Origin of the sequence: Microbacterium sp. HD4P20 (assembly GCF_019449275.2) — a bacterium.
Lineage (GTDB): Bacteria > Actinomycetota > Actinomycetes > Actinomycetales > Microbacteriaceae > Microbacterium.
The window spans coordinates 90,616-111,031 of record NZ_JAHZQZ020000019.1 but is presented as its reverse complement, the minus strand read 5'-3'; the positions used below and the strand labels follow the sequence as shown (position 1 = coordinate 111,031).

Genomic DNA, 20,416 nt, shown 5'->3' with positions numbered 1-20,416 from the left:
CTCTGCTGCTCTGAAACACTGGACGCGTTCAGCCTATGTGATCGCCGCACGATCTGTCCGGAAGCCGTCAGGAGCCCCATGACCGACACCCTCACCGGCATCCAGCCCGACCTCGAGGCCGACGCGCGGGTGCGCGCCGACGACCGCGGCCACGTCTTCCATTCGTGGAGTGCGCAAGCGCTCATCGATCCGCTTCCGGTCGCGGCGGGCGAGGGGTCGACCTTCTGGGATTACGCGGGCAAGGCCTACCTCGATTTCGGCTCGCAGCTAGTGAACCTAAATCTCGGGCACCAGCATCCGGATCTCGTGGAGGCCATTCAGCGGCAGGCCGGGCGTCTCGCGACCATCCAGCCATCGATGGCGAACGACGTGCGCGGCGACCTCGCACGTCGCATCGCCGAGGTCGCGGGCGACGGCTTCGAGAAGGTGTTCTTCACCAACGGCGGCGCCGACGCGAACGAGAATGCGGTGCGTATGGCCCGTCTGGTGACGGGCCGGCGCAAGGTCCTGTCGATGTACCGCAGCTACCACGGCAACACTTCCACCGCGATCGCTCTGACGGGCGACCCGCGCCGCTGGCCGAACGAGCCCGCCGACGGCTCGGTCGCCAAGTTCTTCGGACCCTACCCCTACCGGTCGCCCTTCCACTCGTCGAGTCCGGAGGAAGAGACGCAGCGCGCTCTCGCCCACCTCGAGCAGACCATCGTGCTCGAGGGCGCGTCCACGATCGCCGCCGTCGTGATCGAGACGATCGTCGGCACAAACGGCGTGCTCGTGCCACCGCCCGGGTATCTCGCCGGCGTGCGCGAGCTGTGCGACCGGTTCGGCATCGTGTTCATCGCCGACGAGGTCATGGTGGGGTTCGGCCGCGTCGGTGAGTGGTTCGCGTTCCAGGCGTTCGATGTCGTGCCCGACCTCATCACGTTCGCGAAGGGCGTGAACTCCGGCTACGTGCCGCTCGGCGGTGTCGTGATCTCGGAGCGGATCGCGGCGCACTTCGACACCGTCGCCTTTCCAGGCGGCCTCACCTACTCCGGGCACCCGCTCGCATGCGCGGCGGGCGTCGCGACGTTCGAGGTCTTCGAGCGCGACGGCATCCTCGAGCGCGTCCGCGACCTCGGCGCGCGCGTCGTGGAGCCTCGTCTGCGCCAGATCGCGGCGCGGCATCCGTCCGTCGGCGACGTGCGCGGCATGGGCCTGTTCTGGGCGATCGAATTGGTGAAGGATGCTGGGACCCGCGAACCGCTCGTGCCGTTCAACGCCACCGGCGCCGAGGCCGCGCCGGTCGCTGCGGTCGCGGCGGCCTGCAAGCGCGACGGCGTGTGGCCGTTCACGCACTTCCACCGCATGCACATCGCACCGCCCCTGGTGATCTCGGAGGACGAACTCGTGCGCGGCCTGGACGTGATCGACCGCGCCCTCTCCGTCGCCGACGAGCACGCCGCCCGGTAGCCTCCTCGGACCCGCAGCGCTGGGCCCGCCCCGCCCGTGCGGCGGCCCGGCCCGCCCGGCCCGGCCCGGGCCAGGCCACCACGCCGGGCCGCCGGCATCCGTCGAGATCATGTCCTCTCGCCGAAACCGCACGCTACGCACGCCGACGACCTGCGTTCTCGGCGAGAGGATACGTACTCGACGGGGGGTGGGCGGCGGGCGGCGGCGTCCGTCGCGGGCAATCCGGTCGCTACCTCGCCTCCGAACAACGTGCAAGCCCGTTCCTCGAATCGATCCGATGCGCGGGAATGAAATTGAAGGCACCGAGGTTGTTTCTTTACTCGGCACAGAACCGTGCCGTAGGAGGGGACAGTGGGCAAGAACTACGTCGACATCGAGAACGACCGGGGCGAGACGCTGCGCTATCGCAAGCACGTCAACGGCCGTGGTCTGATCGCGCATGGAGCGAAGGTGCACCCGAGCGCCATCGTGGAAGCGGGGGCGTATGTCGAACCGGGTGTTCAGATCGCCGCGGGCGCGCATGTCGGCCGCGGCGTGTGGGTGGAGTCGGATGCCGTGATCGGCCCCGACGCCGAGATCGCACCCCATGCCCACATCGGTCCGCGCGCCGCCATCGGCCCGCGCGCGAAGATCGGGGTGCGCACCCAGGTCGGCAGCGAGGCTCGCGTCGCGGGCGGCTCGCTCATCGGCGACGACGAGACGATCGCCGACGGCGAGCGCGTCGCGACCGACCGCCGGGGGCTGCGGCTCGCCGCCTGATCCGGGACGCCGGGGCGCGGCATCCCGCGCTGCCCCACTGCGAAAACACTGGTCGGTGACGCCGACTCGACGTCTCGTTACACGGCGTGTCGCCGTGACGGGCCAGTGTTTTCGCACAACGCGGCGACGGACGGGCGCCGTGCCCTGTGGACAACGGCCAGGGCGCTCGGGCCGATCTGCCTAGCCTGGCGCGGTGAGAGACGACTTCGGCACCCGCCCGACACGCCGGCGGCCCCGAAACCTCGAGCTGCTGCTCGTCGTGGTGGCGGGCGTCGTGGTCTTCGTCGTCGCGATGGTGTGGCGCGGCACCTCCGGCCTGGATGACGGAACGTGGGGCTTCGACGTCGGTCGCCGCGGCATCAGCGTCGACATGGATCGCCGCCTGCACGAGATGCTGCCGACCCCGACCCCGACGCCGCAGGCCACCGAGCAGCGGGCACCGTCGGGCACCGGCATCCCGTCCCGTCCGCTCGCGGCCTTCCCGCTCACCGTGACGCACGTCTACGACGGCGACACGATCGAGGCACGCGTACAGACCCCGAACGACATCGTCACGACCGAGCGGCCGATCCGCATCCGGCTCATCGGCATCGACACCCCCGAGGGCACGCCGTCGCTCGAGTGCTGGGCCGACGAGGCGCGCGCACACCTGGCGCGGCTCGTTCCCGAAGGCTCGACCGTGTGGGCTGCGCCCGACATCGAAACATGGGACGACTACGACCGCCGCCTGTTCTATCTGTGGACCGACGACGGCCGGTTCGTCAACCACGAACTCGTCGCGGCCGGCGACGCCGAAACAATGCGGATCTGGCCCAACGTCGAGCATCACGATCTGCTGGCCGCCGCACAGGCGCAGGCCGAGGCATCCGGAGCCGGTCGCTGGAGCGCGTGCCGCTGACCGTCTACGCGAACAGCACCAGCACGAACCCGATGAGCGGCAGTGTGCCCTGGATGAGCGCGGGCCGCAGGTACTTCATGCCCGTCGTCAGCAGCACGAGGGCAGCAGCCACCATCGACCCGAGGCAGAACAGCACCAGCGCGAGGCCGGCCGCGCGCAGACCGGGGTCCGCCGACCCGGCCAGGAACAGCACGATCCCGATCACCGCGCCGATCGCGAGGAAGAGGTTGTAGAAGCCCTGGTTGTACGCCATCGGCTTCGTCGTCTCGGCGGCGGCCTGGTCGGTGACGCCGAATCGGCGCCAGATGCGCGGCTGCGTCCACTGCACGCTCTCCATCACGAAGATGTACACGTGGAGCAGGGCGGCGAGAGCGGCGAAGACAGTGGCGAGGATGGCGAGCATGAGCGAACGATAGCGCCCCGGCTACCCTGAGGGATATGGCGAAGGGCAGGGCGGGCGGCGGGCGCGGCGGAAGACCGCGACGGGATGCCCTGACCCGGCGCACGGCGAAGGCCAAGGGCTCCCCGCTTGCGGGCAAGAGCGCGGCCGGCCGGCCGCAGCGCACGCCGAAGCCGTCACCCGGTCCTGCGCCGACCCCTCCCGCGTCGGAGCCGGCCGGTCCGTTCCGGCTCGGCGCGATCCCCGGCGCGACGCCCGGCAAATGGATCGACACGTGGAACGAACGGATGCCGCGCACCGCGCTCGAGCTCGTGCCCCTGGCCGTGTCGGACCAGCATCACGCGCTGATCGAGAGCGAGGTCGACGCCGCGCTGGTGCGGCTGCCGATCGACAGGGACGGGCTCGACGTCATCCCGCTCTACGACGAGGTGCCCGTCGTGGTGTGCGCGCGCGACTCCCATCTCACCGTGGCAGCCGAGCTCGACGCCGTCGACCTGGAGGGCGAAGTGCTCATCGTTCCGCGGGACGACGTGCTCGGCATCCGGATCCCCGGCACTGTTGCGCCGCGGTTCGCTCCGCCGCCCGACACCGCAGAGGCCATCGCGACGGTGGCGGCCGGCGTAGGGATCGTCGTGGTGCCGATGTCGCTCGCGCGCCTGCATCAGCGCAAAGACACGGAGTACCGGCCCCTGCGGGGCGGTCCGGTGTCGACGGTCGCCCTGGCGTGGGTCACGGACCGTACGTCGGCCGAGGTCGAGACCTTCGTCGGGATCGTGCGCGGACGCACGGCGAACTCCTCGCGCTGAACCCGCGGCAGGGTGTGCGGGGGATGCCGCCGACCCGGGTCGTACGACATCCCCCGTGGAATCCGCTCGCAAGACCGTGCGCCCCAGACGCATCCCCGGGCGGGTCTCACGCTCCCAGCATCCGGCGCCCCCAGGTGCCGGACTGCGACGAGCAGCTCCGATCACCTGGAGTCGCGAGCTGCGGCGCTGATACATCGTTGCCGGAATTCTTCGCGACCCGCTCAGAAGCCCGCGCCGTGCACTTGGAACGGCGCGACGATGCCGGTGCGCTCGGATGCCGCAGCCAAAGCTTCGGACGGTGATGCCCCTGCCGCGAGGCGCTCGTGCATCGCCCCGAGCAGCTCGCACGCGTCGTCGTCCGCGACGATGACCGGTGCTGCCACAACGCTTCGTGTGCCGGCGTGCAGCCAGATGCGCGTCATCCCGATCGCTTCCTCGCCCCATCGCACGGACGAGCGTCCTCCTTCGCAGGCAGAGAGGATGATGGTGTCAGGAACTTTGTCGATGAGGTCGATGTCATAGCCGAACAGCGTCCCGTCGGAGAGCTCCAGGCCCGAGAACATCGGATTGTCCGCCGCGTGGCGGCCGTGCGCGGCGATGTGGAGCACGTCGACTTCGGAGCCCATCGCGACGAGCGCGTCCACGGTGGCCGTCGCCCCGGAGAGCGTGCGCGCGGCGTGCCAGGCGTGCGATGCGACAGCGGTCTCCTCAGCGCCCCGCGCCACCCGCGGCCCTACGGCGAAACCCGCGGTCGGTCGGTCGGCTCCGGTGCCGTGGCGTCTGTGCTGCCATTGAGTCGCCGAGACCGCGACCGTCAGGACGCGATCCCGGAGAGCAGGGAGCATGGCCCACGGGACTCCGCTGAGAATGCCCGGGATGGTGAGGGCGACTCTCCGGGCATCAGTCGACGACAGCACGTCTGCGAGGAGCGCCGAAGAGAGCGCCGACATCCGCTCTTCGAGCGCGGCGCGCACCACTGAAGCCACGGGACCGGAACGTATCGAAGCCGACACGTCGAGGTCGGCGCGCAGGCCGCTCAGAAGGCGCTGGATGTCCGCCCACGGTCGCAACCGGTGCACCGCAGTGCGGTCCGACGTGACAACGAGTGCTGCCATCTCGACGCCGGTGAACACGTAGGTCACGAAGGCCGTGCCGTCTTCGAGGCCTTCCTGCAATTCGGTGAGAGAGATCCGGTCGTAGGCGGCTCCCGACCGGACGGCCGTCCACTGTCGTTCGCGCGCGCGCTCCCGCAACGCCGCTGCCCGGGGGTCTGAGAGCCAGTCACCTCCCCTGTCGGCGTTTTCCGCTCGCAGCATTCGCAGTTGCGCGAGTTCCGCCGCCATCTCGGGATCGGGCGGCGGGCGAAGAGGCGCGACCTGCTGGCTCAACTGGCGTGCCCGCTCAGACCACTCGAAAACGACGTCCGGACGACCGCTGGCGAGCGCGGACCTCAGTCCCGCGAACATCAGGCTCGCTCCGTGCATCGCCACGGATGTCTGCAGATCGAGGCTTCCGAACGAGCGCTGCCATTCGGCCAGAGTGTCCAGTCCGCGTGCGATGTTGGCCCGGACCTGCGTCGGCCGGCCGTTCCTGCTCGCCCGAGCCGCGCGGACCTCGTGGGTCAGCAACTGCACCTCCATCGAGGCCCGCTTCGGTATCCGCAACACACCCGGAACCAGCCCACCCGTCCGGGCATCGGCGAGCGCGGCAGTGAGCCTGAGTGACGCCGCTTCGTTCTGGAAGCCGTGCCGGACGAGTTGTTCGACTGAGGCAGCGACGGCGGCACGGCTTGCACGCGTGAGGCGCCGCGCCGGCGGAGGCGACCCACGCGACCCGACCTCGCCCGCGAGGGCTGCGCGCAACCGGATCCCCTCGGCGCGCGCCGCCCACGCGTCATTGCCGAGGGCCCGAAACCGCCGCGCCGCTGCCGCGGCGACGGTGCGGGCGCGGTCCGCGTCATGGGAGAGCAGCGAGCGGGCCAACTGGAACTCCGCCTCGGCGCGCGACTGGCGCATCCGGTATGTGCCGAACACGTGCGCCACATGCGCCAGCGTCCGCTCGGCCTCGCGCGGGAGACCGGCGTCCCGTAGGACCTCGGCGCGGTCGAGATCTCCGATCGCCGTCGCGACCGGGGATGCCGCGGCGTCCGGGCGCGCGGCGAGCATTGATTCCAGAGCGCGGACGAGGTCGCCGGACAAGAGCGCGACGTATCCCACGTTGTGTCGCGCCTGCGCCTCGTCCATCGTCATGCCCAGACTCGCGAACGTGGCCGCCGCTGCCTCGAGGTCAGCGTCGGCTTCGCGCAGGCGGCCAAGCTGCATGAGCGCCACACTTCGATTCAGCAAGTTGCGGGCAGCCGCCGGGCGATCGTCCGCCAGGTCGGCGATGGCGCGACTCAGCCATGTCACCGCATCCTCCAGCCGACCACCATGCAGCGAGATCACACCCATCTGACCGGCCAGGATCGCGACCGTGTGAGGTGTCAGGCCCGGCATCGCCAGCGCATCGCGGCAGGTGCGCTCGGCTGCTGCTGGATCCCCGGTCCGGTGCTGCACATACGCCGACGTCCCGAGGATCCGCGCCCGAACGTCCGCTTCGTCTTCCGTGGCGACGGCCGCCGCGCGCGCCAGTGTGCGACGCGCCGCGGCGTACCTGCCGACGACGCTCAGCTCGACGGCAGCGCGGTGCAGCTCCTCTGCAGCACTCGTCACGCTCCTATCTTGGCGAAGCAGACGTGTCTTGGCGAAGCGGGCGCGAGAGCGGGCCCCTTCGGGTCATGGCTCGTCGACCGGCCGATCATCGCGAAGGCGGGCCAACTCCGGTTCGAGGTCGGTGAGCGTCTTGTGCAGAGCGGCCCATCGTTCGTCGGTCGCAGTCAGCGAGCCGTCCATGAGCTGTCCGGCGATGCCGGCGGCGAGCTTGCCCGCAACGTACGGGGCGGCGAATGAGGTTCCGCTCCATACCGCATACCCACCGCTGAAGTCGTCGGGATCGATGGTCTCACGGCGGAGACGACCGGCGTGCTGCCGGGTACCGGGCTGCACGCCTCCCCGGAAGGGCGGCGATGCGCTGAGCACACCCACGCCAGGCGCGTAGGCGCGTACCCATCGGCCGATGTTGCTGAACAGCGCCACGGTGCCGTTCGGGTTCAGCGCCCCGACCGAGACGTGCGGTGCCGCCTCCTGCTGAGGATCTTCCACGCTGAACTCGGCATCCTCCCATGCCCAGAGAGCGGCCGGGAAGGACGGCCGGTCGGTCGCGGCGTTGCCGGAGGAGCACACGATCGCGCACCCGAGCCGCCGCAGCGCCACGAGCCGGTCACTCAGCGCCTGCTCGAACAGCCCGTCCTCGGGCGTCTCGTGGAAGAAGCCGAGCGACAGGTTGAGCACATCGACGAGGAGGCCGCCCTTCTCCACCGGCGTGGCCAGCAGTTCAAGAAGCACATCGAGGGAATCGAGGAAGTCGCTTTCCAGTACCGTGCCCTGGCTGTCGGCGATCCGGAAGGTCACCAGATCGGCTTCCGGACAGACCTGCCGCACGATCCCTGCGATGAACGTGCCGTGGCCGGACGCGGCATCGAGAAAGCCGTCCAGGGGGCCGGAGACGTCACCGGATCCCTCCGGGTCGGTGGGGTCCCACGCCCCGGAGGGGATCTTGTTCCCCTGGGCATCGCGCCGGTCGACGATCGAGTCATCGAGCCACGGGTGCACGCCGCAACCTGTGTCGAAGACGGCGACCACGGGACGTCTGCCCTTGCCCAATGGCAGTCGGCGCTCGGGTGCGGGACCGACGTAGTGCACGACCTGCCGGCCGCCCGTTCCCGGACGAGCGTAGGCGTCAGGACCGGGCGCATTCGTCGAGGTGTAGGGATTGGTTGTCGTGTACGGGTTCGTGGTCGTGTACGGGTTGGTGGTCGTGTACGGATTGGTTGACGTGTAGGGGTTGAGGCCGTCGGTCGACATGACATGGTCCAGACCAACGCCGGACAGGTCGCGCCGGGTGCGAAGTCGCGCGCGCTGCAGCAGTCGCCACGCGTCCACGGGAGGAACGGGCTCGTCGTCTCGCTCGCGCTGGGGGTTCGGGAAGATCCTGACGCGCTGTGCGGCTGCAGGAGCTCGGTCCGCCCGTCGCTCGGCGCCCGCGCTGCGCAGCCCCGCCGAATCGCTCGCCTCGCCGGCGGCGGTCTCGGGCGCGAGACCCCATCCGAACTCCGCAGCCGCGGCTTCCAGCACCGGCAGCAACGGATCCACCTTGGTGATGTCGATGAGCACGCGGCGCGGGAAGTACATCGTCGGATATGCCGCGATGCCCGCCTCCGGCTCAACACTCGTGTCGAGCGGGACGCCCGTGGGCACTTGGGCGTCGAGACGCTCCCGCCAGGACATCCGGTCGTTCCGGTCTCGTCGCGGTGACTCGCCAGGGGGCAGGTCAGACATCTGTTCTCCTCGTCAGACAGCGGACACCCCGGCCCCCAGGCCGCAGCATCCGGATTCCTATACTTCGAACTGCGGGGTCTGGAAGTCGTGCAGGGTGCCGTCGGCGGCGCGCACCACGAGGCGCAGCCGCGCCATGCCGGGCGTGACCTCGTCGAAGGCGAAGCGGCCATGCGCACCCGGATCTGCCGGCCATTCGCGCTCGCCCTGCACGAGGCGGATGGCGAGGACCGCGGCATCCACCCATCCGTCGACGCGGCGTCCGCCGTCCTCCGTGGCCGTCACGTGGAGCAGCACGCTGGTCTCACCGTCGCTGAACTGCAGGGTCGCCGTGTCGCTCTCGCCACGGACGGCGGCGAGGGATGCCTCGACCATCGTGAGCAGCGCATACTCCCGCGAGAGGTCCTCGACCGCGACGGCGGCGACCATGCGATCGACGAGGTCAGCGGGCGCGGGGTCGACCTCCTCCCACATGCGCCGCATGCGCGCGAAGAGCGCCGCGTCGGCGGCGAAGTCCGCGTTCTGGTCGGTCTCCATCCTCACCCCTCCTCCCCCGCGCCCTGGAGGACGGCGCGGAGCTTCGAGAGACAGCGCTGGCGTGTCGGCCCGATCGAACCGACCGGCATCGCGAGGTCCTGCGCGATGCGTGCATAGTCGGGGCGGTCATCGAACGCGACGATCCGCAGCAGACGCTGGCATCGTTCGTTGAGCGTGGCGACCGCGTCCCATAGGCGACGGGTCTCGTCGTCTGCGACCGCGGTCTGCTCGGCGGATTCGTGAACGGGCAGATGGGGCTCGAGCGACTCGACCTCGGTCGGGTCGGCGCGCCGCTGCTGCCGGCTCACCCGCCATGCCTCGCGGCGCGCGCACATGGTGAGCCACCCCGAGATCGCCCGGTCGTCCTGGACGCTCGCATGCCGGCGCACCAGCGTGAGCCACGTCGTCTGCACGACGTCCTGCGCGAGGGCATGGTCGAGTCCGTACGCGCGCACGACGTGCCACAGGGTCGGTGTCATGAGCCGCACCAGGTCGTCCATCGCGCGACTGTCACCCTCGCGCCACCGCACGAACAGCGCGGCGGCGCGCTCCCACCTCGGCTCGGCCGGCTCGACGGGGTCGGCGCCTGCCGCTGCCTCCGCACGCGCCGCGGACGCGTCGCGCGGGTCGTCGGGCAGCGGAGGCCCGGCTTCGGCGCTCGCATGCGTCATAGCGCCCATTGTGTCCACACCTGAAGGAGAGCGGTAGTGCGCGCTTGATACATCCAGTCCCGAGAGCATTCGTGAGACACCGTCCGATCGCGAGACGGTGGGCATTACCCAGCGTCTCGGCTGTCGGATGCAGCCTCACCGGTCCGGCATACAATTCCAGGATGACCACTGCGCCGCTGCTCTACGTGTGCGTGCGGCCGCAGCAGGGCGCAGCAGCCGCGGAGTACGAATCGTTCCGGTCGGCGATGCGCGTGGGTGAGGGCGAGCTGCAGCGACATGACCTCGTGCGCGACCCGCTGCCGCCGGACGTGTTCGACCGCTTCAGCGGATTCGTGATCGGCGGCAGCCCGTTCAACGTCGCCGATCCCGAATCGACCAAGACCGACCCCCAGCGACGACTGGAGTCCGACCTCGAGCGCATCGCCGCGCGCACGGCCGAGGGCGATGGGCCGGCGGCGCTGTTCACCTGCTACGGCATCGGGATCGTGACACGGCTGCTCGGCGGGCGCGTCAGCCGGGCGTTCCCCGAAGACACCGGCCCGGTCACGATCGAGCTCACGGCAGCCGCCGCCGCCGATCCTGTCTTCGGCGGCATCGCGAACCGGTTCACCGCGCTGACCGCTCACAAGGAGGGCACCGAGGCGATGCCGACCGGCGCGATCCAGCTCGCGACGAACCGGGCCTGCCCCGTGCAGGCGTACGTGGTCGGCGACCGGCTGTACGCGACGCAGTTCCATCCCGAGCCGACCACCCAGGCGTTCACCGAACGCATGGCCGTCTACCGCGACGACGGGTACTTCGAAGCCAGCGCCTACGACGAGATCGCCGCACGGGTGCTCGGCGCGTCGCTCACCGAGCCCGCCCGTCTCCTCCGTGCTTTCGCACGCCGCTTTCGGCCCGCAGCCGACTGAGCCCGGCCCAGCCGACTGAGCCCGGCCGCGGCCGACTGAGCCCGGCCGCGGCAACTGAGCCCGGCCGCGGCCGGCGACGCCTCACTCGGCGTTGCGCACCTCACTCGGCGTTGCGCACCTCACTCGGCGTTGCGCACCTCACTCGGCGTTGCGCACCTCATCGGACCTGCGCAGCACCATGCCGACCAGCGACACCAGCAGCACGACGCCGGCCGCGACCAGCGCCGTCACCCCGATCGCTGCGCTCGCCGGCTCGAACACCAGCCGTCCGATCCCGATCCACGCGAGGCCCCATGCCATCGCGAGGGCGGGGGCGATCCTCCAGCCACTCGCCCACGAGACAGCGACGCCGATGAGCGCCACCACGACGAGCACCGCGATCCCCCACGCCGATGCGGCTTCGCCCCAGGATTCCGGAACGGTTCGGGTGAGCCAGGCCGCGGTGTTCGCGACCGTCGCGAGCGCCACCCAGCCGAGGTGCAGGCCCGTGACGCCGTCGATCAGCAGCGCGTCCACGACGCCTCGTCCGGGGACCGCAACCGCACGCTGGAACGTCACGCCGAGCAGCGCCAGGAGTACGACGATCGCGAGCACGGTGAGCGGCAGCGTCGCGAACTGCGCCGTGACCAGCCACAGCCCGTTGAGCACCATCGTGCCGGCGATCAGCCAGCCGAGCGCACGCTGCCGGTCCCGGTCGCGCTGGCTCGGAAGCGCCTGCCACACCGTGTAGGCGAACAGGCCCACGTAGATGACGGTCCAGATCGAGAAAGCCGCGCTCGCCGGCGCGAGATACGAGCCGTCGGCGTCGAGCGCCCCGTCTTGGAGGTCCTGCACGGGCGTGCCGCCGAACAGCCCGGTGCCCACCATGGCGGCGACGATCATGAAGCAGAAGGCGCTGATCACGGCGATCTGACGGACGAGACCTCTGGTTGCCGGCATCCCCCCACGTTAGGGTCGGCCGCGAACCGGCGGCACCTGGTTGACATCGCGGCGCGCGGCCCCTATCGACGCCCGCTCACGCACCGGCCGGTGGCTCGAGCAGCAGTGCGACCCGCTCGTCGAGATACGAAGCAAGGGGCGTGTACCCGCCGGCCGCGCTCCACCGCACGCTCGGCACGCCGTCGATCAGGGCCAAGGGGCCCGTTCGCCCGCCCCGATCGACGGCCGCGGCATCCAGCATCCGCCATCCGATGTGCACGACTTCGCCCTCGTCGAACCCGCCCCGGCGTGCCGCGGCGGCCAGCTCAGCGCGCTGTCGCTGCGATTCGGCGGCGTATCCGCGGCGGGCCTCCTGCCGAGCGCGGATGACATCGCCGGTCGCGAGCACGGCATCGTCGGTGAGCAGCAGCACACCCAGGTGCCACGCCGACCCCCGGCGCACGATGCGCGCTGCACGCGAGATGCCGAGCACGCGGCGCGGCGTGACGAGTTCGCCCAGCGCTTCGCGCGGCGCGTCGCCGAGGCGGCCGCGCGAGGCATCGAGGAGCTCGGCGGTGGTCACGCCATGTCGTCCTGCAGCGTGCCGCCCCGGACGCGCTCGCCTCGCAGCGCCATGCCCAGCAGCGGGAAGACCAGCACCGACAGCATTCCGGTGGCGACCAGCACCGCATGCTGCCAGGAGGTCAGGATGCCTTCCTCGACGCCGATCGCGGTGACGGCGACGATGATCGGCAGCCCCGTCGCGCCCATCAGCGCGATGGAGAGGCGATCGCGACGCGTCGACCCCTCGGGCGCCGACAGCATCGAGGGCAGCCCGCGGATGACGAACAGCGCCACCAGCCCCACCGGCAGCAGGAGGAAGAGCACCGGCTCGTCCAGGAGCGACTGCAGGTCGAACGTGACGCCCGTGTAGATGAAGAAGATCGGCACGAGGAAACCGAACGCCACGCCCTCGATCTTGCTCTCGACAGCCTCGCGGTCGGGCTCCGAGGCGTCGCGCATGATCAGTCGCCAGATGATCCCGGCGGTGAACGCCCCGAGCAGCAGGTCCAGGTCGAGCACGATGCTCAGGGCGACCAGTGCCGAGAGGATCAGGAACACGACGCGGATCGCGAACTGCCCGGACGTGTGCAGCGTCGAGTTGACGAACGCGTGCATCGCGCCCCGCGGCAGCCGGAAAGCGAGCCAGATCGCCAGCGCGGCCACGAGCGCGAAAATGCCGAGGATGACGGTGGAGATACCGGGCTCGCGACCGCCGAGGAAGATCGAGATCGCGATCAGCGGACCGAACTCGCCCACCGCGCCGATGGCTGCGACGGCCTGGCCGAAGGGCGTGCGCATCTCACCGGCATCCCGCAGCATAGGCAGCAGCGTGCCGAGCGCCGTCGAGCAGAGCGCCACGCCGATCACGATGCCCGCCTCGCCCGGGGCCAGGAGGAATCCTGCCGCCACACCGGCGGCGAGGCTGATCAGCCATCCCGTCGCCGCGCGCCGCCCCAGCCGTCCGCGGAACGCCCCGAACTCGATCTCGGTCCCCGCGACGAAGAAGAGCATCGCGAGCCCGAACTCCGAGAGGGTGTCGACGAACGCGCTGGGCACGGCCCAGCCGAGCACCGCGGGACCGACCAGGATGCCGAGCATCAGCTCGAAGACGACGACCGGCACGCGCACCCAGCGGCCGAGTCCCCGCGCCGCCAGCGGCGCGAGCACGGCGAGGAGCGGAATCACCAGCAGCGTCGGCTCGAGGTCGTCCACGGGAGAAGACTACCGACGCGCCGGTGCTGCGCACGGGTGAGTTCGAGATGGCCGACGGCGGGGGCACGCCTGGTGCGCCAACGGGTGGGCTTCACCGGCGAGCGGGTGGGCTATACCGGGCGGGCGGGCGGGTGGATCACACCGGGCGGGCGGGCGGCCGTGGGGACCGTCGCCGAATCCGGGGGCGTCACCACCTCGAGTTCGCGAGCGGCGATCACTCGGCCGCCGGCGCCGCCCGGGCCGCCGCCGCGGATCGACCGGTGCAGGCGCTCCATGCGCTCATCGAGCTCGGCCGCGGTGTCGGCGGCGTCCTTGAGGCTGGCGAGCAGCTCGTCGGGCACGAGCGTCTCGTACTTGTAGTAGATCTTGTGCTCGAGGCTCGCCCAGAAATCCATCGCGATCGTGCGGAACTGCACCTCGACGGGCACCTCGATCCGCCCGGTCGACAGGAACACCGGCACCTCGATGATCGCGTGCAGGCTCTTGTAGCCGTTCGACTTCGGCGCGGCGATGTAGTCCTTCACCTGGACCAGGCGCACGTCGTCCTGCGCGGTCAGCAGGTCGAACAGGCGATACACATCGGCCACGAAGCTGCACGTGATGCGTACCCCGGCGATGTCGGTGACGTGACGGCGGATCGTGGCGAAGTCGCCCTCGATGCCCTTGCGCTGCACCTTCTCGACCAGGCTGTCGGGCGATTTCACGCGGCTCGACACGTGTTCGATCGGGTTGTAGTCGTGCGTGAGCAGGAACTCGTCGCGCAGAATGCCGATCTTGGTCTCGACCTCTTGCAGGCCGAACCGGTACTCCATCAGAAACCGCTGCAGCCCGTCCCGCATCTCTCGCAGCTCCGCCGCCGAGATCGTGAACTCGGTGTCGTCATCGGATGTCGTCACGGGCACCAGCGGCGCGGGGTTCGGCATGCCCTCCACGGTAGGGAGGGCGGCTACGAGAGTCCTGTGAGAACCGGATGCCGCGCGTCTGCGTAGCGCGCCTTGCCCACGTCGAGCGGCCCAGCTACGTCGAATACGCACGTTCCCGCCGAGACCGCACACTGGCGACGCACACGACGTGCGGTTTCGGCGAGTACGTACGTTTTCGACGAGGTGTGGGCACGGAGTCGGGCGCGAGAGCGGGAGTGGGGCGCGGGAGGGGGCCAGGGCCAGGGGCGGCGCTTCGGCTGCGTCGGCCGCAGGGCTTCGTCGGCGCTTCCGCTACGTCGAATACGCACGTTCCCGCCGAGACCGCACGCCGGCGACGCACACGACGTGCGGTTTCGGCGAGTACGTACGTTCTCGACGAGGTGTGGGCAGGGAGTCGGGCGCGAGAGCGGGAGTGGGGCGCGGGGATGCCAGGGCCAGGGGCGGCGCTTCGGCTGCGTCAGCCGCGGGGCTTCGTCGGCCTCGCGGCTGCGTCAGCCTCGCGGCTTCATCGGGCGCGGGGCTTCGTCGGGCGCGGGGCTGCGTCGGCGCTTCCGCTACGTCGAATACGCACGTTCCCGCCGAGACCGCACACTGGCGACGCACACGACGTGCGGTTTCGGCGAGTACGTACGTTTTCGACGAGGTGTGGGCGGGGAGCGGGATGCCGGGGGGTGGAGGCCCGGCGAGGTCAGGCGTCGAGCTCGCGCTGCGCCCGCTCGGACGCCTTCGCCGCCTCTCGGGCCTTGGCCGCGGCGTCAGCACGCTCGGCCTCGATGGCCTCGAGCTTCGCCGCGGCTGCGGCCTCGTCCTCCTCGAGCCGCGCGAGGTCGCGGCGAAGATCGTCGATGCGCTCGCGGACATGGTCGACGCGCTCCTGCGCCTTGGCACGGCGATCGTTCATGCGCGCGAGCGCGCGCTCGGCTTCGTTCGCGAGCCGTTCCGCTTCGCGGGCGGCCTTCTCGGCGGCCTTGCGCGCGCGGCGTTCGGCGAGGTCGTCGCGGCGGGCGGGTTCGGGCGCGCCGGGCAGCGACCCGCCGACGGCGTCGGCGAGCGCCTCGGGCTCGATGTCGCCGGCTTCGAGCGGCTTGACGAGACGGCCGGTCATGACCGCTGCGGCGGCCGCGGCATCCATCACCGCCGCGTTGATCGTCTTCTCGACGTCTTCGCGCGCCGCCGCGCTCACTGCGACACCGGCGTCCTTCGCGAGCTCGACCGCCTGCTTGGCCAGCGCGGCGACCAGCTGCCTACGCTGCTTGCCCAGGCGCGACATCTCGGCGGCGTCGAGATCGTCCTGCGCCTCGCGCAGCGCCGACGACAGCTCGAGTGCCTCACCGAGCTGCCCCTGGCGGGCCAGGAGGTTGACCGCCCAGGCAGCGACGGTGGGCTTGCGCAGCGCCTTCACATCACGGGCGACGACCCCGCCCGCCATGCCGGCGCGGGCATTGCGGGTCTTCGTGAACTCGTCCGGTGGCAGCGCGTACAGCTCGGCGGCGATCTCGTCGAGCTGATCGGAGGCGTCGGCCTGCGGCATCCGCCCATTCTTGCGCGTTCCGGCTGCGAGTCACACGGCCTCGCGCCAAGTGCGGCTTCGAGGTCGTCCCGCACGGCGGTCAGCTCCGCCGTGTGCGGCTGCCGCGGATTCATGGCGGCCGTCGCCAGGGCCCCGGGCCGCGTCCGATCGACGGAAAGGATGCGGCCGACGGTGCACCACCGTGAACAGTGCGAGCATCACGCCCATCGAGACCAGGTAGAACCCGTGCAGCACCCAGATCGGTCCCCAGGGGAGGCTCACGACGTAGATGGTGTGCACGACGTTTCCCACGTTGCCCAGGATCAGCGCGGTCCCGCTGTACGAGCGGAGGTCGCGCGTACGGACGGCTTTGACGACCATGGGCAGGTTCGCCGCGGCGAACAGCACCGTGGAGACCGCACCCGCGACCATGGGAATGTCCATGTCGACGACGCTAGGAGCCAGGACGCGATCGCGGATCGGCTGATCGATGCATCTTGTGGTGAGCGTGTGCATGGTTCGCCCCATGCTGCCGCTGCCGCTGCCGCTGCCGCTGCTGCCGCTGCCGCTGCCGAGAAGTGCCGGGTCAGGCGGAGAGGACCCCGGCCGCCTGCCGGGCGGCGCCGAGTGCGACGTACTCGCCCGGCTCGGGCACCTCGACGGGCAGTCCGAGCACGAGGGGCGCGATCTGGCGTACGGCCTCGGACTGCGCACCGCCGCCGATGAGTACCGCGCGCTCGAGCGGCACGCCGAGGCCACGCAGAGCCTCGAGGCCGGCCGCGAGCCCCGAGAGCATGCCCTCGACCGCGGCGCGCGCGAGGTTCTCACGGGTCGTCGAGGCCAGCGTCATGCCGGTGAGCGATGCCGTGGCGTCGGGCAGGTTCGGAGTGCGCTCGCCCTCGAAGTACGGCACGAGGGTCAGGCCGCCGGCGCCCGGCTCGGCGGCGAGTGCGAGGCGCGACAGCTCGGCGTGGTCGACGCCGAGCACGCGCGCGATCGCGTCGAGCACGCGCGCAGCATTGAGGGTCGCGACCAGCGGTAGGAACCGGCCCGTGCAATCCGCGAAGCCCGCGACCGTGCCGGTCGGGTCGATGGTCCGGTCCTCGCTGACGGCGAACACCGTGCCCGAGGTCCCGATCGAGACGACCACGTCGCCCGGCCCGGCGCCGAGCCCGAGGGCTGCACCCGCATTGTCGCCGGCGCCTGCGCCGACACGCCGGCCCTCGGCATCCGTCACCCACTCCTCGGGTCCGAGCACCCGCGGCAGGATCGCGTCATGGCCGAGCGCGGCAACGAGGAGTTCGCGATCGTAGTCGCCTGAAGCGGGGTCCCAGTAGCCGGTGCCCGAGGCATCCGACCGGTCCGTCACGAGCTCGTCGAGCACCGGTCCGCGCGGCGACTCGCCGGCCGGACCGAACCCGCGCAGCCGCCACGTGAGCCAGTCGTGCGGCAGCGCGACGGCTGCCACACGGGCCGCGTTGTCGGGCTCGTGATCGCGCAGCCATCGCAGCTTGGTGATGGTGAAGGATGCGACGGGCACGAGTCCGGTGCGTCGCGCGAGCTCTCCGGCGCCGAACTCGGTCGTGAGGTCTGCAGCCGCCTGTGCCGAGCGGGTGTCGTTCCACAGCAGCGCGTCTCGGATCACCCGGCCGTCGGCGTCGAGGGCTACCATGCCGTGCTGCTGCCCGCCGATCGCCCACGCCTCGACGCCGTCGAGCCCAGCGCCGTCGAGCCCAGCACCGTCGAGCCCACCGGCGTCGGCGACCGCGGTCTGCAGCGCGTGCCACCACGCCTCAGGATCGACCGACGTGCCGGCGGGGTGCGATGCACGTGCGGTACGAACGACGTCACTCGTCGCGGTGTCGACCACCACGACCTTGCACGACTGCGTCGACGAGTCGACTCCCATCACCAGCGCCATTGCCCCGTCTCCTTCATGTCCCGATTGCTGCTCTTCATGTCCCGATTGCCGCCGATAGGGCCGCTGTATCCGACAGAAAGTGGGACACGCTCAACCGGCGGGAGGGAAGACGGATGCTGTGGCCGACGCGCGGGCGGCCACAGCATCCGTTTCGCGGGTCAGCCGCGGGCGCCGAGCAGGTGCTCGGTCGCGAGCTGCTGCAGGCGGACGAAGCCGAAGCCCTTGCCGCCGAGGTAGGCGCTCGGGTCGAAGTCCTCGTAGGCGGAGCGGTCCGCGAGGAAGTCGTCGTACGACTCGCCCGGGTTGAGCGTGGGCACCGAGAGCTCGTCGACCTTCGCGGCGGCGAGCGCCTCCTGCACCTCGGGGTCGGCGCGGAAGGCCGCGGCGCGCTCCTTGAGCAGCAGGTACGTGCTCATGTTGGCCGCTGCCGAGTCCCACACGCCCTTCTCGTCCTCGGTGCGCGAGGGCTTGTAGTCGAAGTGGCGGGGGCCGTCGTACGCGGGCACGCCGCCCGGGCCGCCGTTCTCGAGCAGGTCGACCAGCGCGAACGCGTTGTGCAGGTCGCCGTGGCCGAACACGAGGTCCTGGTCGTACTTGATGCCGCGCTGACCGTTGAGGTCGATGTGGAAGAGCTTGCCGTGGTACAGCGCCTGCGCGATGCCGGCGGCGAAGTTCAGGCCCGCCATCTGCTCGTGTCCGACCTCGGGGTTCAGGCCCACCAGCTCAGGACGCTCGAGCGAGTCGATGAACGCGATCGCGTGACCCAGGGTCGGCAGCAGGATGTCGCCGCGGGGCTCGTTCGGCTTGGGCTCGATGGCGAAGCGGATGTCGTAGCCCTTGTCGGTGACATAGTCCCCGAGCAGGTTGACGGCCTCGCGGTAGCGCTCGAGCGCCGCGCGGATGTCTTTCGCGGAGTCGTACTCGGCGCCCTCGCGGCCGCCCCACATGACGAAGGTCTTGGCGCCGAGCTCGGCACCGAGGTCGAGCTGGCGGAACACCTTGCGCAGCGCGAAACGGCGCACGTCGCGGTCGTTGGACGTGAAGCCGCCGTCCTTGAAGACGGGGGCCGAGAAGAGATTGGTCGTCACCATCGGCACGATCAGGCCGGTGTCGGCGAGCGCGCCCTTGAGGCGATCGATCTGGTTCTGGCGCTCGGCGTCGCTCGATCCGAATGCGAACAGGTCGTCGTCGTGGAACGTGAGCCCGTAAGCGCCGAGCTCGGCGAGCTTCTCGACCACGTGCACGACATCGAGGGCGTTGCGGGTCGGCCCGCCGAACGGGTCCGTGCCGTTGTAGCCGACGGTCCAGAGGCCGAACGAGAACTTGTCGGCGGGAGTGGGGGTGGGCATGGCGCTCCTTCGCGGGAATTGTTGCTGACGACAACCTATACCAGAAGGGATGCCGCGTCCAGCCTTCGCACGAACGCCACCGCGCCACCGCGTCACCGCGTCTCGCGCGAAGCCGGCGCGGCCGCCCGCATTCAGCCGCCGTCAGCGCGCGCCCGCGCCGGCGGGGGCCGCGGTCGAGGCGCGGATCGCGAGGCGCGGTGTGACCACACGGTGAAGCCCTGCCCCGGTCGGCTCGTGATGATCGATCCGCTCCAGCAGGAGCTCGACGGCGAGCTCGCCGCACTCGGTCAGGTCAGCGCCGACGCTCGTCAGGCGCGGCGACGACAGCTCCGCGACGAACGTGTTGTCAAAGCCCATGAGACTCACGTCGTCGGGGACCCGGATGCTGCTCTCGGACCATCGCGCAAGGAGCCCGAGGGCTACGAGGTCGTTGTAGGCGATGACCGCGGTCGCACCGCTGTCGCGGGCCGCCGTCGCTGCGGCCCGGCCGCCGTCGACGTCGGGCGCGAAGGAGCCCACCTCGATCAGCGTCACCCCGTCCAGCTCGGCCGCAGCCGCACGAGTGCCCTGGGCTCGGCGGCCTTGCGACCACGAGCGCTCAGGCCCTCCGACATACGCGATGCGGCGGTGCCCCAGCTCATGCAAGTGGCCGACCGCGATGCGCGCACCGGCACGCTCATCGATCGTCACGGTGGGGGTGGTCACGCCGAGTTCGCTCAGATCCCGGTTGATCAGTACGCAGTTCGTCGTGCTCGCAACCTCGACGAGACGGTCATCAGGCAACCGCGAGGAGGCCAGGATGATGCCGTCGATCTGCGAGCGCAGCGCCGCGATCTCCTCAGCTTCGACTTCGGCGAGCTCGGTGGTGTCGACGACGACGAGCCCGTAGCCGCGCTCGCGAGACAGTCCCTGCGCTCCCTTGGTGAGCGACGAGAAGTACGGGTTGACGATGTCGGGCACGACGAGGGCGATGACGCCGGTGCGTCCGCGGCGAAGGCTGCTCGCCGCCCGATTCGGCCGGTACCCCAGGTCGTGGACGGCAGCCAGGACTCGATCGCGGGTGTCTTCCGAAACGCGGTGGGGCTCGCGCAGTGCACGAGATACGGTCGCGATCGACACGCCGGAGCGAGCGGCGACATCATGTACGGTCAC

19 protein-coding genes are annotated in these 20,416 nt (G+C 70.7%); 5 read left to right on the top strand and 14 right to left on the bottom strand.

Going from position 1 to position 20,416, the window contains the following annotated elements:
• The first annotated feature begins 78 nt into the window (after positions 1–78).
• From K0817_RS15600 to K0817_RS15590, 3 genes are all read left to right on the top strand, one after another.
• Positions 79–1,452, top strand: a complete 1,374-nt coding sequence (locus K0817_RS15600; RefSeq protein WP_219982783.1) for an aspartate aminotransferase family protein — start codon at positions 79–81, stop codon at positions 1,450–1,452.
• Between the two features lie 351 nt (positions 1,453–1,803).
• The gene (locus K0817_RS15595; RefSeq protein WP_219982570.1) at positions 1,804–2,211 is read left to right on the top strand and encodes a transferase; all 408 of its coding nucleotides are present in this window, start codon (positions 1,804–1,806) and stop codon (positions 2,209–2,211) included.
• A gap of 193 nt (positions 2,212–2,404) precedes the next feature.
• Positions 2,405–3,109 (top strand): thermonuclease family protein, encoded by a 705-nt coding sequence (locus K0817_RS15590; RefSeq protein ID WP_219982569.1) that lies wholly within the window; start codon positions 2,405–2,407, stop codon positions 3,107–3,109.
• 4 nt (positions 3,110–3,113) lie between these two features.
• Here K0817_RS15590 and K0817_RS15585 read toward each other — a convergent pair whose 3' ends face one another.
• Positions 3,114–3,512, bottom strand: coding sequence for a DUF1304 domain-containing protein (locus K0817_RS15585; protein ID WP_219982568.1), 399 nt, complete (start codon positions 3,510–3,512; stop codon positions 3,114–3,116).
• A 35-nt stretch (positions 3,513–3,547) separates the two neighbouring features.
• Here K0817_RS15585 and K0817_RS15580 point away from each other — a divergent pair, with 35 nt between their 5' ends.
• Positions 3,548–4,315 (top strand): LysR substrate-binding domain-containing protein, encoded by a 768-nt coding sequence (locus K0817_RS15580; protein ID WP_219982567.1) that lies wholly within the window; start codon positions 3,548–3,550, stop codon positions 4,313–4,315.
• Positions 4,316–4,536: 221 nt separating this feature from the next.
• Here K0817_RS15580 and K0817_RS15575 read toward each other — a convergent pair whose 3' ends face one another.
• From K0817_RS15575 to K0817_RS15560, 4 genes are all read right to left on the bottom strand, one after another.
• Complete coding sequence (locus K0817_RS15575) at positions 4,537–7,026, bottom strand: CHAT domain-containing protein (RefSeq protein WP_219982566.1); 2,490 nt, start codon at positions 7,024–7,026, stop codon at positions 4,537–4,539.
• Between the two features lie 63 nt (positions 7,027–7,089).
• On the bottom strand, positions 7,090–8,751 hold the full coding sequence (locus K0817_RS15570) for a S8/S53 family peptidase (protein ID WP_253735435.1): 1,662 nt from the start codon (positions 8,749–8,751) through the stop codon (positions 7,090–7,092).
• A 57-nt stretch (positions 8,752–8,808) separates the two neighbouring features.
• Entirely contained in the window at positions 8,809–9,285 is a 477-nt protein-coding gene (locus K0817_RS15565) for a hypothetical protein (protein WP_219982565.1), read from the bottom strand.
• A 2-nt stretch (positions 9,286–9,287) separates the two neighbouring features.
• Positions 9,288–9,956: an RNA polymerase sigma factor gene (locus K0817_RS15560; RefSeq protein WP_219982564.1), complete on the bottom strand. Its 669-nt coding sequence runs from the start codon at positions 9,954–9,956 to the stop codon at positions 9,288–9,290.
• Between the two features lie 161 nt (positions 9,957–10,117).
• Here K0817_RS15560 and K0817_RS15555 point away from each other — a divergent pair, with 161 nt between their 5' ends.
• On the top strand, positions 10,118–10,867 hold the full coding sequence (locus tag K0817_RS15555; protein ID WP_219982563.1) for a GMP synthase: 750 nt from the start codon (positions 10,118–10,120) through the stop codon (positions 10,865–10,867).
• 138 nt (positions 10,868–11,005) lie between these two features.
• On the opposite strand, the gene K0817_RS15550 is transcribed toward K0817_RS15555, so the two are convergent.
• The 9 genes from K0817_RS15550 to K0817_RS15510 all read right to left on the bottom strand — a co-directional run bounded on the left by K0817_RS15550 (position 11,006) and on the right by K0817_RS15510 (position 20,416).
• Entirely contained in the window at positions 11,006–11,806 is an 801-nt protein-coding gene (locus K0817_RS15550; RefSeq protein ID WP_219982562.1) for a tryptophan-rich sensory protein, read from the bottom strand.
• Positions 11,807–11,882: 76 nt separating this feature from the next.
• Positions 11,883–12,368, bottom strand: a complete 486-nt coding sequence (locus K0817_RS15545) for a glutaminase (RefSeq protein WP_219982561.1) — start codon at positions 12,366–12,368, stop codon at positions 11,883–11,885.
• Positions 12,365–13,561, bottom strand: coding sequence for a cation:proton antiporter (locus K0817_RS15540; RefSeq protein WP_219982560.1), 1,197 nt, complete (start codon positions 13,559–13,561; stop codon positions 12,365–12,367). Before K0817_RS15540 ends, K0817_RS15545 begins: the two co-directional genes overlap by 4 nt.
• Positions 13,562–13,671: 110 nt before the next feature.
• Positions 13,672–14,484, bottom strand: a complete 813-nt coding sequence (locus K0817_RS15535; RefSeq protein ID WP_301340022.1) for a GTP pyrophosphokinase family protein — start codon at positions 14,482–14,484, stop codon at positions 13,672–13,674.
• A gap of 688 nt (positions 14,485–15,172) precedes the next feature.
• Entirely contained in the window at positions 15,173–16,015 is an 843-nt protein-coding gene (locus K0817_RS15530; RefSeq protein WP_219982559.1) for a transposase, read from the bottom strand.
• A gap of 30 nt (positions 16,016–16,045) precedes the next feature.
• Positions 16,046–16,438 (bottom strand): hypothetical protein, encoded by a 393-nt coding sequence (locus K0817_RS15525; RefSeq protein WP_219982558.1) that lies wholly within the window; start codon positions 16,436–16,438, stop codon positions 16,046–16,048.
• Between the two features lie 142 nt (positions 16,439–16,580).
• Complete coding sequence (gene xylB, locus K0817_RS15520; RefSeq protein WP_219982557.1) at positions 16,581–17,915, bottom strand: xylulokinase; 1,335 nt, start codon at positions 17,913–17,915, stop codon at positions 16,581–16,583.
• A 158-nt stretch (positions 17,916–18,073) separates the two neighbouring features.
• Positions 18,074–19,264, bottom strand: coding sequence for a xylose isomerase (gene xylA / locus K0817_RS15515; RefSeq protein WP_219982556.1), 1,191 nt, complete (start codon positions 19,262–19,264; stop codon positions 18,074–18,076).
• A 141-nt stretch (positions 19,265–19,405) separates the two neighbouring features.
• The gene (locus tag K0817_RS15510; protein ID WP_219982555.1) at positions 19,406–20,416 is read right to left on the bottom strand and encodes a LacI family DNA-binding transcriptional regulator; all 1,011 of its coding nucleotides are present in this window, start codon (positions 20,414–20,416) and stop codon (positions 19,406–19,408) included.

Coding starts and splice junctions, on each gene's coding strand:
- K0817_RS15600 (WP_219982783.1), top strand. CDS start 79: ATGACCGACACCCTCACCGGCATCCAGCCCGACCTCGAGGCCGACGCG.
- K0817_RS15585 (WP_219982568.1), bottom strand. CDS start 3,512: ATGCTCGCCATCCTCGCCACTGTCTTCGCCGCTCTCGCCGCCCTGCTC.
- K0817_RS15580 (WP_219982567.1), top strand. CDS start 3,548: ATGGCGAAGGGCAGGGCGGGCGGCGGGCGCGGCGGAAGACCGCGACGG.
- K0817_RS15570 (WP_253735435.1), bottom strand. CDS start 8,751: ATGTCTGACCTGCCCCCTGGCGAGTCACCGCGACGAGACCGGAACGAC.
- K0817_RS15565 (WP_219982565.1), bottom strand. CDS start 9,285: ATGGAGACCGACCAGAACGCGGACTTCGCCGCCGACGCGGCGCTCTTC.
- K0817_RS15560 (WP_219982564.1), bottom strand. CDS start 9,956: ATGACGCATGCGAGCGCCGAAGCCGGGCCTCCGCTGCCCGACGACCCG.
- K0817_RS15555 (WP_219982563.1), top strand. CDS start 10,118: ATGACCACTGCGCCGCTGCTCTACGTGTGCGTGCGGCCGCAGCAGGGC.
- K0817_RS15550 (WP_219982562.1), bottom strand. CDS start 11,806: ATGCCGGCAACCAGAGGTCTCGTCCGTCAGATCGCCGTGATCAGCGCC.
- K0817_RS15535 (WP_301340022.1), bottom strand. CDS start 14,484: ATGCCGAACCCCGCGCCGCTGGTGCCCGTGACGACATCCGATGACGAC.
- K0817_RS15530 (WP_219982559.1), bottom strand. CDS start 16,015: ATGCCGCAGGCCGACGCCTCCGATCAGCTCGACGAGATCGCCGCCGAG.
- K0817_RS15525 (WP_219982558.1), bottom strand. CDS start 16,438: ATGGACATTCCCATGGTCGCGGGTGCGGTCTCCACGGTGCTGTTCGCC.
- xylB (WP_219982557.1), bottom strand. CDS start 17,915: ATGGCGCTGGTGATGGGAGTCGACTCGTCGACGCAGTCGTGCAAGGTC.
- xylA (WP_219982556.1), bottom strand. CDS start 19,264: ATGCCCACCCCCACTCCCGCCGACAAGTTCTCGTTCGGCCTCTGGACC.